The 15,932-nt window shown below is 66.4% G+C and carries 9 protein-coding genes; all 9 read right to left on the reverse strand.

The annotated features are described in order from the left end of the window. Nucleotides 1–8: 8 nt before the first annotated feature. Complete coding sequence (locus GEV01_RS10920) at nt 9–812, reverse strand: SDR family NAD(P)-dependent oxidoreductase (protein ID WP_152804235.1); 804 nt, start codon at nt 810–812, stop codon at nt 9–11. A 4-nt stretch (nt 813–816) separates the two neighbouring features. Further along, complete coding sequence (locus tag GEV01_RS10925; RefSeq protein ID WP_152804237.1) at nt 817–3,189, reverse strand: bifunctional salicylyl-CoA 5-hydroxylase/oxidoreductase; 2,373 nt, start codon at nt 3,187–3,189, stop codon at nt 817–819. A 10-nt stretch (nt 3,190–3,199) separates the two neighbouring features. Beyond that, a complete protein-coding gene (locus tag GEV01_RS10930; RefSeq protein WP_152804239.1) occupies nt 3,200–4,855 on the reverse strand; it encodes an AMP-binding protein in 1,656 nt (551 codons plus the stop codon). A gap of 90 nt (nt 4,856–4,945) precedes the next feature. Next, on the reverse strand, nt 4,946–5,662 hold the full coding sequence (locus tag GEV01_RS10935) for a response regulator (protein WP_152804241.1): 717 nt from the start codon (nt 5,660–5,662) through the stop codon (nt 4,946–4,948). 124 nt (nt 5,663–5,786) lie between these two features. After that, the gene (locus tag GEV01_RS10940; protein WP_235914363.1) at nt 5,787–10,712 is read right to left on the reverse strand and encodes a two-component regulator propeller domain-containing protein; all 4,926 of its coding nucleotides are present in this window, start codon (nt 10,710–10,712) and stop codon (nt 5,787–5,789) included. 74 nt (nt 10,713–10,786) lie between these two features. Then, on the reverse strand, nt 10,787–11,962 hold the full coding sequence (locus tag GEV01_RS10945; protein WP_070270088.1) for a patatin-like phospholipase family protein: 1,176 nt from the start codon (nt 11,960–11,962) through the stop codon (nt 10,787–10,789). A gap of 58 nt (nt 11,963–12,020) precedes the next feature. Continuing rightward, complete coding sequence (gene ggt, locus GEV01_RS10950; protein ID WP_152804243.1) at nt 12,021–13,811, reverse strand: gamma-glutamyltransferase; 1,791 nt, start codon at nt 13,809–13,811, stop codon at nt 12,021–12,023. 91 nt (nt 13,812–13,902) lie between these two features. Next, the gene (locus GEV01_RS10955) at nt 13,903–14,661 is read right to left on the reverse strand and encodes an SDR family NAD(P)-dependent oxidoreductase (RefSeq protein WP_070270085.1); all 759 of its coding nucleotides are present in this window, start codon (nt 14,659–14,661) and stop codon (nt 13,903–13,905) included. A 41-nt stretch (nt 14,662–14,702) separates the two neighbouring features. Next, nucleotides 14,703–15,923 carry a glycosyltransferase family 39 protein gene (locus tag GEV01_RS10960; protein ID WP_152804245.1) on the reverse strand — a complete coding sequence of 407 codons (1,221 nt, stop codon included), beginning with the start codon at nt 15,921–15,923 and terminating at the stop codon, nt 14,703–14,705. Nucleotides 15,924–15,932: the final 9 nt, after the last annotated feature.

The raw sequence follows: 15,932 nt of genomic DNA on the forward strand, positions 1-15,932 counted from the left end.
CTCGTGCTTCACATTACTTCGCCGCCGGCGACGGCGACGGATTGTCCATTCATGGCGCCCGCTTCGGGCAGGCAAAGCCAGGCCACGGCGCTGGCCACTTCCTCGCTCTGCACCAGCCGCTTCTGCGGATTGGCGGCGGCCAGTTCGGCGCGCGCCTCGTCCTCGCTGCGGCCGGTCTTGGCGGCGATATTGGCGACCGCTTCGCGCACGATATCGGTTTCGGTGTAGCCGGGGCAGACGGCGTTGACCGTCACACCCTTGGCCGCAACCTCCAGCGCCAGCGCGCGCGTCAGGCCGATCACGCCGTGCTTGGCGGCGACGTAGGCCGACACGTAACGATAACCGATCAGTCCCGCAGTCGAGGCAACGTTGACGATGCGGCCCCACTTCGCGTCCAGCATGCCGGGCAGCGCGGCCTGGGTGCAGTGGAAGGTGCCGGTCAGGTTCACGTCCAGCATGCGCTGCCACAGCGCGGCGTCGGTCTTGCCGAACGGCGCAGGCGCGGCCTGGCCGGCGTTGTTGACCAGGATGTCGATGCGGCCGAAGCGCTCCACCGCGCCCGCAAAGCCGCTGCGTACCGAGGCTTCATCGGTCACGTCCAGCACCTGCATGGCCACCGCGCCGCCAGGCGGCACGGCGATGGCGCTCATCGCCTCGACGGCGGCCAGCAGCGCCTGCGCGTCGCGGCCCGCCAGCGTGACGCGCGCGCCGCGCAGCAGCAAGGCCTGCGCGCAAGCGGCGCCGATGCCGCGCGCGCCGCCCGTCACCAGTGCGTGCTTGCCAGCCAGCGGCAGTTGAACTGTCTCGCTCATGCGTTCATCCTTCCAGCAGCTTGGCCGCGACCTGCTGCGGGGTGAGGCCGGTGTTGGCCGCCGCCAGCTGACGCTCGCGCTCCAGATTGCGTTCCAGCTGCTGCTTGGCCGGCAGGTACTGCTTCGGCCAGGCGACGGCGGAATAACCTATCCGAGCAGCTTCCGCCAGCGTCCACGCCGGATTGGCCAGATGCGGACGGCCGACCGCGCACAAGTCTGCGCGACCGGCGGCGATGATGCCGTTGGCGTGGTCGGCCTCGAAGATCGAGCCAACCGCAATCGCGCCGATGCCCGCCTCGTTGCGGATGCGGTCAGCGAACGGCGTCTGGAACATGCGTCCATAGACCGGCTTTTCCAGCTTGCTGACCTGCCCCGACGAGCAATCGATCATGTCGGCACCGGCGGCCTTGAACAGGCGCGCGATCTGCACCGCATCGTCCGGCGTGATGCCGCCTTCGACCCAGTCATGCGCCGAGATGCGCACGCTTATCGGCTTGTGCTGCGGCCAGACGGCGCGCATCGCCGCGAACACGCGCAGCGGATAGCGGCAGCGGTTTTGCAGGCTGCCGCCAAATTCGTCGCCGCGCTCGTTGGTCAGCGGCGAGATGAAGGACGACAGCAGGTAGCCATGCGCGCAGTGCAGCTCGACCCAGTCGAAGCCCGCAGCATCGGCCGCCTGCGTGGCGCGCACGAAGTCGGCTTCGATGCGGTCCATATCGGCCAAGGTCATCGCGCGCGCGGTTTGCGAAACGCCGGCCAGGTACTGCTGCGGCGAAGCCGAGACCAGCGGCCAGTTGCCTTTGTCGAGCGGCTGGTCGATGCCGTCCCACATGGCGCGGGTCGAACCCTTGGCCCCGGCATGGCCCAGCTGCAGCGCGATCTTCGCGTCGCTGTGCTGGTGGACGAAATCGACGATGCGCTTCCAGGCCTGCGTGTGCTCCGGCGCGTACATGCCGGGACAGGCCGGCGTGATGCGCGCGTCCGCCGACACGCAGGTCATCTCGGCGAACACCATCGCCGCGCCGCCCATGGCCCGCGCGCCCAGGTGGGCCAAGTGATAATCGCCGACCACGCCGTCCGCCGCGCTGTACTGCGCCATCGGCGAGACGACGATACGGTTTTTCAGCACGACATCGCGCACCTTGAAGGGCGTGAACATCGGCGGCACAGGCTGTGCAGGCGCCGCCTGCAAGCCCGCCTGCGCGAACGAGCGCGCCGCGAACCAGCGCTCATAGTCCGCCACGTAGCCGGCGTCGCGCAGGCGCAGGTTCTCGTGCGACAGCCGCTGGCTGCGGGTCAGCATCGAGTAAGCGAACTGCGGCGCTTCCATCGCCGTGTAGCGCTCGACGTTCTCGAACCACTCCATCGAATTGCGCGCCGCGCTTTGCAGCTTGATGACCTCCACCGCGCGCACCGACTGGTAGGCCGCCAGCGCCGTCGCCGCATCGTCATGCTCACCGAAACAGCGCGCCAGCTCAATCGCATCCTCCAGCGCCAGCTTGGTGCCGGAGCCGATCGAGTAATGCGCCGAATGCGCGGCGTCGCCCATCAGCACCACCGGCACTTCGCCGTTCCAGTGCACCCACTTGTCGCAGACGATGCGCGGAAACTTGATCCACATGGCGGAGCCGCGCAGGTGCGCCGAATTGGACATCAAGCCATGGCCGTCCAGCTGGTCGGCAAACAGCTTCTCGCAATATGCGACCGACTCCTCCTGGCTCATCTCCTCCAGCCCCGCCGCGCGCCATACCGATTCCGGCGTCTCGACGATGAAGGTCGAGGTGTCGCCGTCGTACTGGTAGATGTGCGCCTGGAACCAGCCGTGCTCCGTCTGTTTGAAGGAGAAGGTGAAGGCGTCGAACTTCTTGCGCGTGCCCAGCCACACAAAGCGGCACTGGCGCGCTTCGATCTGCGGCAGGTAGCTGGCGGCGTAGCGGGTGCGGATGCGGCTGTTCAAACCGTCGGAGGCGATCACCAGATCCGCGCCATAGCGGGCGGCGATTTCCTGGTCGTCCAGCACCTCGGTCTCGAACACCAGCGACACGCCCAGCTCCTCGCAACGCTGCTGCAGGATGTTGAGCACGCGCTTGCGGCCGATGCCGCAGAAACCGTGGCCGCCGGACGTGACCTTCGCGTCCTTGAAGTAGACGTCGATATCGTCCCAATGGTTGAACGATTCTTGAATGGCGCGCGCGGTCGCCTCGTCGGCGTTCATCAGATTGCCCAGCGTCTGGTCGGAGAACACCACGCCCCAGCCGAAGGTGTCGTAGGGACGGTTGCGCTCCACCACCGTGATCTGGTGGACCGGGTTCTGCTTCTTCATCAACAGGCTGAAATACAGGCCGGCGGGGCCGCCGCCTATGCAAACAATATTCATGTGACTCTCTTTATTCGGTACGCAGCTTGAAGCGCTGCAGTTTTCCCGTTTCGGTGCGCGGCAGCGCGGTCAGGAAGCGGATCGCGCGCGGATACTTGTACGGCGCGATCTGGCCCTTGACGAACTCCTGCAGCTGCGACGTCAGTTCCGGCGAGGCCTCGTGGCCCGGCTTGAGCACCACATGGGCTTCGACGATCTGCCCGCGCTCCTCGTCGGCCCGGCCGATCACGCCGCATTCGGCCACCGCCGGATGCCGCAGCAGCGCATCCTCCACCTCCGGCCCGGCGATGTTGTAACCGGCCGAGATGATCATGTCGTCGGTGCGCGAGCGGTAGTAGAAGTAACCGTCGGCGTCCATCTCGTAGGCGTCGCCGGTCAAGTTCCAGCCGTTGAGCACATAGTCGCGCTGGCGTTCGTCCGCCAGGTAGCGGCAACCGGTCGGCCCCTTCACGGCCAGCCGGCCGATCACGCCCGGCCCGACAGGGTTGCCGTCGTGGTCGAGGATGCAGGCCTGGTAGCCCGGCACCGGCTTGCCGGTGGCGCCCGGCCGTATCTGCTCGCCCGCCGCCGAGATGAAGATGTGCAGCAGCTCGGTCGCGCCTATGCCGTCTATCATCGACAGGCCGGTGGCCTGGCGCCAGCTCTCGCGCGTCGCCAGCGGCAGCGCTTCGCCGGCGGAGACGGTTTTTTGCAGGCTGCCGATGTCGTACTTGTCGGCCAGCGGCGCCATCTGCCGGTAGAAGGTCGGCGCCGTGAAGCATACCGTGGCCCGGTATTGTTCGATCGCCTTGAGCAGGGTTTCCGGCGTCAGCTTTTCCAGCAGCACGGCGGTCGCGCCCACCCGCAACGGGAACAGCAGCAAGCCGCCAAGGCCGAAGGTAAAGGCCAGCGGCGGCGTGCCGATGAAAGTGTCGCTGCGCTGCGATTCCAGCACCGAGCGCGGGAAGCAGTCGCAGATCGCCATCACGTCGCGATGGAAATGCATGGTCCCCTTCGGGATGCCGGTGGTGCCGGAGGTGAAGCTGATCAGGCAGACATCGTCGGCCGCCGTGTCCACCGCATCGTAGCTGGACGGCTGCACCGCCATCAGCGCTTCGAGCGAACCATCGGCGCCGGCGCCGCCGAAGCACAGCGTCCTGTCACGCACGGCGGCCGGCAGATCCACCGCCTCCATTTCGGCGCGCAGGCTGTCGGCGCAAAGCACGGCATTGATCTCGGCCTTGCCGGCGATGGCGCCCAGCTCGCGCGCGCGCAGCAGCGGCATGGTCGGCACCGCGATGCAGCCGGCCTTGAGCACCGCCAGGATGCAAGCGGCCATCATCGGATTGTTCGCGCCGCGCAGCAGCACGCGATTGCCCGCCTCCAGTCCCATCGGGCCGCGCAGCACGTGGGCGATGCGGTCTATCTGCTCCAGCAGCTGTGCGTAGGTCCAGCTCAGCTGCTCGCCACGGACCGCGACGCGGCCGGCCGCGCCGCCGGCCAGCGCGCCGTCGAACAGCTCCGCCACGCAGTTCAGGCGCGGCGGGTAGTGAAGCTCGGGCAGGTCGAAACGCAGTTCGGGCCACAGCGCCTGCGGCGGCAGATGCTCGCGCGCGAAATGGTCGGTGTATGCGCTGTCGTCGCCGGTGACGGAAGTGCTGGCAGAACTGGCTGTCGGTCTGGTCATGGTCGCCCTGTAGTTGTAGGTCGTTCGGAGTCCGCTGCTCACGCAACAGATACTTTAAACCTAAACTATCGCGACATCAAGTGCTATCGCTCAGGCGGCGCCGCCCTGCCGCACCAGACCGGATTGATGGATCACGGCGCGCACCACGTCGGCCAGCACCGACTGCACGGTGTCGCTGGACAGGGCGCCGGGGTCGAGACTCTTCAGCGCGGCGGCGGCGCCCTCCAGGCCCAGCGTGACGCAGCCGGCATGCAGTCGGTCGATGCGCGCGTGCGCTTCCTGCTGCAGGCCCTTGGCCAGCAAGGCGTCGATGTCGCCGCTGGCGGCGGTCAACTGGTTCTGGAATCCGCTGAGGTAGACCAGCAGGCGCTCGGCGTTGATGCCCAGCCGGCGCAAGGTGGCGGCGGGTTCTTCGGCGTGGTGGTCGTAGCCGCTGGCCGCCTGGTCGAGGAAGTTCACCAGGTGCACCCGCACCTGCTCCGCCTGGAACGGTTTGACGATGTAGCCGGCCGCGCCGGACTGGGTCGCCTCCTGCACCGTATCCTTGTCGTTGGCGGATGTCACCAGCACGAAGGGCATGGTGTTAATTTCGGCGTGACCCTTCACGCGCTGCAGCAGCTCCATGCCGGACAGGCGCGGCATGCGCAGGTCGCAGAAGCAGATCGCCGGACGCAAACCATCTTCCAGCTGCTGCCAGGCGTCGGCGCCATCTTCCGCTTCAACGATGTCGAACTTGCCGCAGCTGTCGATCAGGTGCATCAACACCATGCGCGAGACGACATCGTCGTCGACTACCAGAACTTTCATGAGACTCCCTGTGCCCTTAATAACTAATTTTGCATTACCTTAGTACGGCACTTACCAACGATATTACATGAAAAACTCACCTTATATGTCCTGGACATCCAAGGTGATGACGAATAGCCGCAGCTTACAAAGCGCTAGCCGCTCCAGCGCGCAGCAGCAGTTCGCGCAGCTGCGGCATGGCCTCGGCGATGCGCGGCCAGTTGCCGTGGTCCGCGTCCAGCTCCAGTTCCCCGCACAGCGCCTGCAGTTCCTGCTCCTCCAGATAGCCGGCGCTGCCCTTCATGCCGTGCAGCAGACGGCTGGCGGTATCGGCGTCGGCCTGCTCGACGGCGCGCTCCAGTTCCGCCAGCCGCAGCGGCGCGTCCTGGTTGAAGGCGCTGCGCAGCCGCAGTTTCAGATCGCTGCCGCCGCTGTGCTGCGCCAGCCGGGCCGGTTCATCGGACGCCGGCGCCACGCCGAACAGCGTGTCGAGTTCCGGCGTGCCGAGCGCCGGATTGTGGCGCGGCTCCATCAGCGGCAGCTTGAAGCCGCGCTGCAGCTGGCGCTCGATCGCGCGGCTCAGTTGGAAGTGCAGCTTGTCTTCGTCGATAGGCTTGGTCAGGAAATCGTCCATGCCGGAGGCCAGGTAGCGGCTGCGGTCCTCCTCGCTGGCGTTGGCGGTCAGCGCGATGATCATCAGCTCCTGGTCGCGCACCGGCGCCGCCTCCGTGCCGCCCGAGCGTATCAGGCGGGTGGCGCTGGCGCCGTCCATTTCCGGCATGCGGCCGTCCATCAGGATCAGGTCATAGCGCGTCAGCGAGCAGGCCTTGACGGCCAGCGCGCCGTTGGCGGCGATGTCGACCTTGTGGCCCAGGTCTTCCAGCATCATGCGGATGATGATCTGGTTGGTCGGGAAGTCTTCCGCGCACAGCACCTTCAGCTGATGGCTGTGCGGCTCGCGCGGCACGTGCGGCACCATCGGCGGCGGCACGCCGTTCGCCAGCGGCAGCTCGAACGAGAACGTGCTGCCGTCGCCAGGCGTGCTGACGGCGTTGATGCTGCCGCCCATCAGCTCGACCAGTTGGCGGCAGATCGCCAATCCCAGCCCGGTGCCGCCGTAGCGGCGCGTAGTGGAGGCGTCGGCCTGCTCGAACTGCTGGAACAGGCGCGGAATGGCGTCGGCCTCGATGCCGATGCCGGTGTCGCTGACGCAGAAGCGGATGCGGTTCAAGGCGCCCTTGAAGCCGGCGCGGGCGCGCTCGTCGTCCTCCTGCGGCACGCGTTCGACGCGCATCCGCACCGAACCTTTTTCAGTGAACTTGAAGGCGTTGCCGACCAGGTTGACCAGCACCTGGCGCAAGCGCGTCGGATCGCCGACGACGAACTGCGGCAGCCCCTCGCCGAACTCCAGGCTGAAGCCCACGCTGTGCGCCGCCGCCTGCTCCTCGAACAGGCTGACCACGTTCTCCACCGCCGACGACAACGAGAAGTCGATATTCTCGATGGTCAGCTTGCCGGCCTCGATCTTCGAAAAGTCCAGCAGGTCGTTGATGATCGACAGCAGCGACTGCGCATTGGCCTGGCCGCGCAGGATCTGCTCGCGGGTGCTGACCGCCAGCCGGCTGTCGCGGAGTGCGAAGCCCAGCATGCCGATCACGCCGGCCAGCGGGGTACGCATCTCGTGGCTCATATTGGCCAGGAATTCGGATTTCTGGCGGGTGGCGTCTTCCGCCTTCTGCTTGGCCAGGCGCAGGCGCTCGTCGTTCTCCTGCAAGGCGCGGTTGGCCAGCGCCAGTTCCTCGGTGTGCAGGCGCACCTGGCGCTCCTGCTGCATCAGCTGTTCCTGCGTCTGGCGCAGGGTTTGCAGCGCCTCTTCCAGCTGCTGGTAGGCGCGGGCGTTTTCCAGGCCGGCGGCGGCGTGCGAGGCCAGCGTCTGCAGCATGTCCATGTGCACTTGCTGGTAGGCGTCCTTCTCCAGGCTTTGCACGCACAGCAGGCCGACCACCTTGTCGCTGATGATCAGCGGCGCATACATCATCGAGCGCGCCACGGCGGCCGGCACACCGTCCTCGCGTATGCAGGGCACCAGCGTGTCCAGGCCCGATTCGTCCATGTAGTCGCGGTATTCGGACTCGAAGTCGTTAATGAACACCGGCTTGCGCTCCGTCAGGCACCATACGGCCAGCTGGTTGGGCTGGTCCAGCAGGCGTTGATAGGGCAAGGTGCGCACGCCGGCCTCGATGGCGAACGGGAAGTCGATCACGCCGTCCTCCTCGCGCACGAAACCGATGCCGAAGATCTGCGCGTTCATCAGGTGGTGCACATGGCGGTACAGCGTGCGCATGGTGGTTTCCATGTCCAGCGTGGCGCTCATCTCGCGGCCCAATTCACTCAGCACCGAGATGTTGCGGTGAGCCTGTTCGACGTTTTCCTTCTGGCGCTCGACTTCTTCCTTCTGCCGCTCGGTGTCGACGCGGCGCTGCTCGGCCTCGGCGCGCTGCGCTTCCGCTTCCAGGCGGCGCTGCTCCAGTTCCTGCTTCTGCTGTTGCAGCAGCTGGTTCTTGTGTTCCACCTCCGCCGTGCGCGCGCTGACCAGTTCCTCCAGCCGTTGCTGCTGGTGGTGCAGGCTGCGCACGCGCGCGTGGTAGGCGGCGTATGCGGCGCCCGCCAGAGCCACGCCAAACAGCCCGCGGAACCACCAAGCCTTCCAGAACGGCGGCAGGATGGTGATGTCCAGCGTGGCGGCGTTGTCGTTCCAGATGCCGTCCTTGTTGGCGGCCTTGACGCGGAAGGTGTACTTGCCGGGATCGAGATTGGTGTAGGTGGCGAAGCGCTTGGTGGAATCCGTCACCACCCAGTCCTCGTCGAAGCCCTGCAGCTGGTAGGCGAAGCGGTTGCGCTGCGGCGCCGCGTAATGCAGCGCCGCGAACTCCAGCGAGAAGACGGAATCGCCTTCCAGCAGCGTGAGCGCGTTGGTGTGTTCGATCGCCACCTTCAGCACGTCGGGATGCTCGCCCTGCCCCGGCTTGAGCGACTTGTTAAAGATCTGGAAGTCGGTGATGGCCACGGTCGGCGCCACGCTGTTCTCGCGCACTTCCGGCGGCGAGAAGGCGGTGATGCCGTTGAAGCCGCCGAAGTACAGCGTGCCGTCCGGCGTGCGCAGCGCGGCGCCGTCGAAGTAGGCGCCTTCGATGGTGCCGTCGGCGCCGCTGTAGTTGCGCACCAGGCCAGTCTCGGTGTTGAGGCGCGACAGGCCGCTGTTGGTGCTCAGCCAGAGATTGCCGGCGTCGTCAGGCAGGATCGATGCGATGGCGTCGTCGGCGATGCCGTCCTTGCGCAGGTAGCGGCGGAAGCGGATGCCGCCGTCGGCCGCCACTTCCATCTTGTTCAGGCCCGCCGCCGTACCAACCCAGATGATGCCGCGCCCATCCTCGTACAGGTAGTGCACCTCGTCGTGACTGAGGCTGAAGGGATCGGCCGCGTCGCGCCGGAAGTGGCGGAACTTGCCGGTCTTGCGGTCCAGCAGATCGAGGCCGTTGAAGGTGCCTATCCATAGCTGGCCCTTGCGGTCCTCCAGTATCGGCCGCACCACGTTGTCGGCCAGGCTGCTCATGTCGGACGGATCGTGGCGGAAGGTGCGCACCTCCATGCTCTGCGGGTCCAGCCGGTGCAGGCCGCCGCGCGAGGCGATCCACAGGATGCCGCTGCGGTCGCCGACGATGTTGCGGATGGTGTCGCTGGCCGGGTCGCCGCGCACGAAGGACAGCGCCTTGATCGCGCCGTTCTCCACGTTCAGGTGGTTGACGCCGGCCCGGCCGCCGATCCACATATTGCCGTTCTTCTCGCGCCACAGCGCCGTCACCTGGTCGTCGCTCAAGCTGTTGGCGCGCAGCGGATCGTGGCGCCACACCTTGCCCTCGCCGATGACCGGGTCGTACAGATTGAGGCCGCCGCTGCTGCCCAGCCACAGCTGGCCGCGCGCCTCGGCGACGATGGCGCGCACCTTGTTGTCGGACAGCGTGTTCGGAATATCGGCCTGGCGCACGATGCGGGCGAAGCCGCCGCTGCCCAGGTCCACGCGGCTGGCGCCGTCGTTCCAGGTGCCGACCCAGAAGGTGCCGACACGGTCGCGGAACAGCGCCGAGATCTGGTTGTCCGCGACGCTGTGGCTGTCGCTGAATTGATGCAGATACTGCACCAGGCGGTTCTCGGCCGGCAGCCAGCGCAGCAGGCCGTCGGCCTGGGTGCCGACCCAGACGTTGGTCTCGGCGTCGACGTACAGCGTGGTGATGCTCATGCCCGGCTTCATGCCCTCGCGCGTACCGAGGCGGCGGCGCTGCGGCTCCTTGCCCAGCAGGCGCCATTGTTCCAGCCCGCCCAGCGTGCCGACCCACAGCGTCTGCGCGCTGTCGACCTGCAGCGCCAGCACCGCGTTGTATTTGCTGTCGCCGCTGGCGTCTATCGTGAAGTGCTGGAAGCGCGATTCGCCCGGCGCCAGCATATCGAGGCCGGTGGCGGTGGCCACCCACAGGCGGCCGGCGGCGTCGCGCGCCAGCGCGTTGACCTGGTCGTTGGCCAGGCTGCCGGCATCGGCCGGGTCGTGGTGCCAGCTGGTGAAGCGCTTGCTGACCGGGTCGAAGTGATGCAGGCCGTCGGCGCTGGCCAGCCACAGGCCGCCCAGGCCATCGTCGGCGATGGCGCGCACGTGGCGGTTGCCGTTGCCGCGCTGCGCCGATTCATGCGGCAGGAAGTGGGTGAAGGTCTTGGTGGCGGCGTCGTAGCGATCCAGGCCGCCGTCGGTGCCCACCCACAGCTGGCCGGAGCGGTCCAGGTGCAGCACGCGCACCCAGTTGTCCGCCAGGCTGCGCGGGTCGGAGACTGCGCTCTTGTAAGTGACGGTGCGGTAGCCGTCGAAGCGGGTCAGGCCGGCCTGGGTGCCCAGCCAGATGAAACCCTGCTTGTCCTGGGCGATGGCCAGCACCGACTCCTGCGCCAGCCCGTGTTCGACGCTGAGCTGCTCGAAACGCAGCGTGCGCGGCGGCGCCCCCGCCCATGCAGCGGCCGTGCCCATGCCCCACAACAGCAGGACGGGCAGCAGCAAACGGCTACAAAGGCGTAAAAAAAACAACAAGGAAAGCCCCGTTTTCAGGATTCGAAGAAGGCCAGCACATCGTCCTTGCGCGCTTGCGTGTCGCGCTGTCCGAGGCGGATCAACTCGCAAGTATACGTTGATTCGAACAAGAGGTACGACGCGAGTGCGGCGCCGCGTGTTTCGGTGGCTCCTATCCCCGACAGCATGGTGCGTATCGGCGCAGGCAAACTGGCGATGTGGCGGCTGGCGATATCGTCCAACCGCTCGGACGGCGCGATCACCAGCAGCTTGACCGGCTTGAGCGGCGTCTGTTCCAGCAGCTCCGGCGGCAGCATGGACAAGGTCTTGTTGACCCGCTCCAGCCGCTCGATGTCGACCGCCAGGCTGTCGAGGAAGATCGAGGACATCGCGTGGCCGGCGATCTGCGCCAGGCTCGGATAGCGGGCGGCGCTCTTCTCGGCGGCGCTGCGGGCCGGTTCGGTCAGACGGCCGGCGCCGACTACCAGCACCTTGCTGGCGCCGAGGTGGATGGCCGGCGAGATCGGCGCCAGCTGGCGCATCGAGCCGTCGCCGCAGTATTCGCGGTGGCCGCCCATGTACAGCGGCGTGGCCGGGAAGATGAAGGGGATCGCCGACGACGCCAGCAAATGCTCGACGCCGATCTGGTCCTGCAGCGCCACGCGCTGCATGCGTATCCACGGCGCGATGTCGGCGGCGGTCTGGTAAAAGGTCAGGTGGTTGCCGGCGGTGTAGGACGAGGCGGTGACGGCCAGCGCATGCAGCAGGCCTTCGGACAGCACCGCGTCCAGGCGCGGCAGGTCGAGCATGCGGTGCAGCAGGCCGACCAGCGGGGTATTGTCGAGCAGCGACGCGGGCGGCGCGGCGCGCCATTTGCGCAGCAGCCAGCCGAACGACAGCAGCGACAGCCAGCGCGCGCCGGAGCGGATCACTCCCAGCGAATCGGCGCGGTAGACCTGTTCGACCTCGATGTGCTGCCAGACGTCGAGCAGCTTTTGCACGCCCTCGCCGAAGTTATCGGCACGGCAGGCCAGCGCGGTGGCGTTGATGGCGCCGGCCGAGGTGCCGCATATGATGTCGAACGGGTTGCGCGCAGGAGGCCAGCCCGCTTCCCACAGTATCTCCGAGATCGCCTGCAGCACGCCGACCTGGTAAGCGGCGCGGGCGCCGCCGCCCGTCAGGATCAACCCTGTTTTCTTTTGAATTCCCATACGACAAGATTAGCAGGGTCTGCCGGATTTGGGGCGCGTTTGACGCCGTTTGACACCATTATTCGCCTAATACGACACCTTCGCGACGGGGATCGGCGCCGCCGAACCACTCCGGCTTGCCGTTGACGGTGCGGCGCTGGATGCCCTGCAGGCCGGAATTGAGCTCGAACTCGCGCACCTGGTGGCCGCGCGCCTTCAGCTGCTCGATGACGGCCGGCGTCACGCGCCCTGCTTCCAGCTCGGTCGGGCCGTTGCGGCTGCCGAAGTTGGGCAGGCTGATGGCCTGCTGCACATCGAGCTTCCAGTCCAGCGTGCCGACCAGCACCTTGGCCACGTAGTTGATGATAGTCGAACCACCCGGCGAGCCGGTGGCCAGCACCAGCTTGTGCGTGCCCTTGTCGAACACCAGCGTCGGCGACATGGCGCTGCGCGGCCGTTTGCCGGCCTGCACGCGGTTGGCGATCGGGCCGTTCTCGTCCTGCGAATCGAAGGAGAAGTCGGTCAGCTGGTTGTTCAGCATGAAGCCGTCGACCATCTGGCGCGCGCCGAAGGCGTCTTCCACCGAGGTGGTCATCGACAGGCCGCCGCCGAAGGCGTCCACCGCCACCAAGTGGGAGGTGGACGGTTTGTCGATGGCGGTGTCGGCGCCCCACGCCACCTGCATCGTGGCCGGTACGCCGTAGTTGGCGCGGCCCATGGACTTCTCGCCGATCAGCGATGCGCGCTGCTTCAGGTAGCCCTTGTCCAGCAAGGCCTCCACGCCTTTGCCCGGCAGCGGCACGAAGTCGGTGTCGGCGGCGTAGCGGTTGCGGTCCGCGTAGGCCAGGCGGCCTGCCTCGGTGAACAGGTGGATGCCTTCGGCCGTCAGCGCGCCGTTGACCGGTTTGTAGGGAGCGATGTCCTTCACTTCCAGGATGCCCAGCATCTGCGCGATGGCGATGCCGCCGGAGGATGGCGGCGGTGCGCCGCACACGGTCCATGCCTTGTAGTCGCTGCATACCGGCGTGCGCTCCTTGGCCTGGTAGCCGGCGATGTCGGCGGCGGTCAGCTTGCCGGGATTGGTCGGATGCGAGGCCACCTTGGCGGCGATGTCGCGGGCGATGCGGCCTTTGTAGAAGGCGTCGGCGCCGCCGTCGGCGATCTCGCGCAGCGTGCGCGCCAGTTCAGGGTTCTTCAGCAGATAGCCGACCGGACGCGGCTTGCCGTCTTCGCCGAAGAAGTAGGCTTTGGCGACCGGGTCGCGCGACAGGTAGCGGTCATACGACAGCAGCGCGTTCAGGCGCGGGCTGACATTGAAGCCGTCTTCGGCCAGCTTGATGGCCGGCGCGAACAGCGCTTTCCATGGCAGCTTGCCGTGCTCCTTGTGGGCCAGCTCCAGCATGCGCAGCACGCCGGGGGCGCCGACCGAGCGGCCGCCGATCACGCCGACTTCGCGCGAGACGGCCTTGCCGTCCTTGTCCTGGAACAGGTGTTCGTCCGCTGCGGCGGGCGCGGTTTCGCGGCCGTCGTAGGATTGCACGCGCTTGCCGTCGGAGTACAGCAGGAAGGAGCCGCCGCCGATACCGGACGATTGCGGCTCCACCAGCGTCAGCACCAGCTGGGTGGCGATGGCGGCGTCGATGGCGCTGCCGCCTTGCTTGAGCATCTGGTAGCCGGCCTGGGTGGCGAGCGGGTTGGCTGCCGCCACCATGAATTTTTGCGCGGACTTGCCGGCCTTTTCGGCATAGCCGGTGGCGATTTCGGGCGCGGCATCGGCGCTGGTGCGTTGTGCGTAGGCCGGCGCGTGCAGTGCGGCCAGCAGGGGAAGGGACAGCGCGAAGCTGAGCGCCAGGGGCTTCAAACGGGACATGGACTCTCCAAAATAAGAGGCGCGCGGCCAGGGCCGCGCGCCCGATCACTCTGGCATCCTACACGAAATCGAGTAAATCGTTTTCGCGGTCTTACTTCGGCTGCATGCGGATGGCGCCGTCCAGGCGGATGGTTTCGCCGTTCATCATGGTGTTTTCGATAATGGCCTTGGCCAGGTGGGCGTATTCGTCCGGGCGACCGAGGCGCGGCGGGAACGGCACCATATTGCCAAGCGCGGTGCGGACTTCTTCCGGCATGCCCATCAGCATAGGCGTTTCGAAGATGCCTGGGGCGATGGTCATCACGCGGATGGCGCTGCGCGACAGGTCGCGCGCCATCGGCAGCGTCAGGCCGGCGACGGCGGCCTTGGAGGCGGCGTAGGCGGCCTGGCCGATCTGGCCGTCGAAGGCTGCGACCGAGGCGGTGTTGATGATCACGCCACGCTCGCCGCTGTCGGTGGCGGCGGTCTTGCCCATGGCGTCAGCCGCCAGGCGGGCCATGTTGAAGGTGCCAACCAGGTTGATGTTGACGGTGCGCTGGAACACGTCCAGCGGGTGCGGGCCGTCCTTGCCGACGGTCTTGATGGCTGGCGCCACACCGGCGCAGTTGATCAGGCCGCGCAGCGTGCCGAGGGCGACGGCGGCGTCGACCACGGCCTTGCCGTCGGCTTCCGAGGTGACGTCGCATTTGACGAATACTGCCTTGAGCTCAGCGGCCAGCGCCTCGCCCGGTTCCACTTGCACGTCGGCCAGCACGACTTTGCCGCCATTCGCGGTGATCATGCGGGCGGTAGCGGCGCCCAGGCCCGAAGCGCCGCCGGTTACGATGAATACATTGTCCTGAATTTGCATGTGTGTCCCTATCTCGTTTTTATTTGACGTTTACGTTAACGTCACCTCGCAATTGTAGCGAATTTTTTATCGGAGATGAGGAAATCGATGACCAGTGCGGCGAGAATGATCAACAGAGGCATGATCGGCTCCCGGTAGCGATAAATCACATAGAAAATCATGTGCACGGCGGTGTAGCACAGGATGGCCAGCCAGATGAGGCCGGTATTGGGGGTGCGCAGCCGCCGATAGGCCATGCCGGCCACCGCCAAGCCGCAGATCAAAACATACTGGGCGAGCCAGGCCAGGCGCGTCAGGGCCTCTCCTTTGGACTGAGGGCCCTCCCCCTCGTGTATCGGGGGCATCCAGAACAGGGCGGCTTTTTTAAAGGACAGCTTGAGGAACCGGGCTGGGTTCTGCCTTATCCAGGCCAGCGCTTCAGATTTCAATGTGTTGTTTGCCACCAGCTCCCCTTGCTTGCGCAACAGCTGCCAGGTCGGGCCTCTCGGCGTGTCGGCAATGGAGATGAACATGCCGTTGGCGGCGGGATTGTTTCCCAGGTAGAGATTGAAGCCTCCGTTCGTATTTAAAACGGGGGCGCCGACGACCTGGTAGTTTCGGATCAGCCAAGGCGCCACGACCAGCATGGCGACCAATCCGGCCAAGCCCAGCCTTGCCAGTTTCCGGGAAAAAGACAAGGGCGACATCGCCAGCGCAATCACCAGCACCGGGGCAAGCGCCAACCCGGCATTTCCGGCAATTGCAAGCAAACCAAGCACAGCCCCGATGGAGGCCGCAATCCGCGCCGACGGATGGTATGTGCAGCGCAAGGACAGCAGGACAACACCAAGCATCAGCGGCGTCATGAGATTTTCTTTGGCAAGGTATGCCGCGTAAATCCATGACGGCAGGTAAAGGGCGTAGATGCCGACGCTGAGCAGCCGTCCCGCCCTGCCGGCTCCGGCCTCCCTGGCGATCAGGTAAATCAGCCACGCGCTGACAGTGCACAGCAATGCGTTCGCAAGCAGCGCCGCCAACAAGTGGTGGCCAAAGACTGCAAAGACTGGCGCTAAAACAAACAGCGGATAACCGGCGCTCAGGAACGCGGAGTTGCCGCCTTCAAGCAAGCCCCTGCCCGCAAGCAGGTTCACGGCCATGTGCTCATATCCCGCATAGTCGCTGACAGGCTTGAATTGGAAGGCAACGGCTGTCGCGGCCCGTACGAAGAACGCAAGAACCAGGATCAAGGCCAGGCACTGCTTTTCACTGATACGAGTTCGCATAGGTATCAC

Source organism: Rugamonas rivuli (assembly GCF_009380165.1).
Lineage (GTDB): Bacteria > Pseudomonadota > Gammaproteobacteria > Burkholderiales > Burkholderiaceae_D > Rugamonas > Rugamonas rivuli.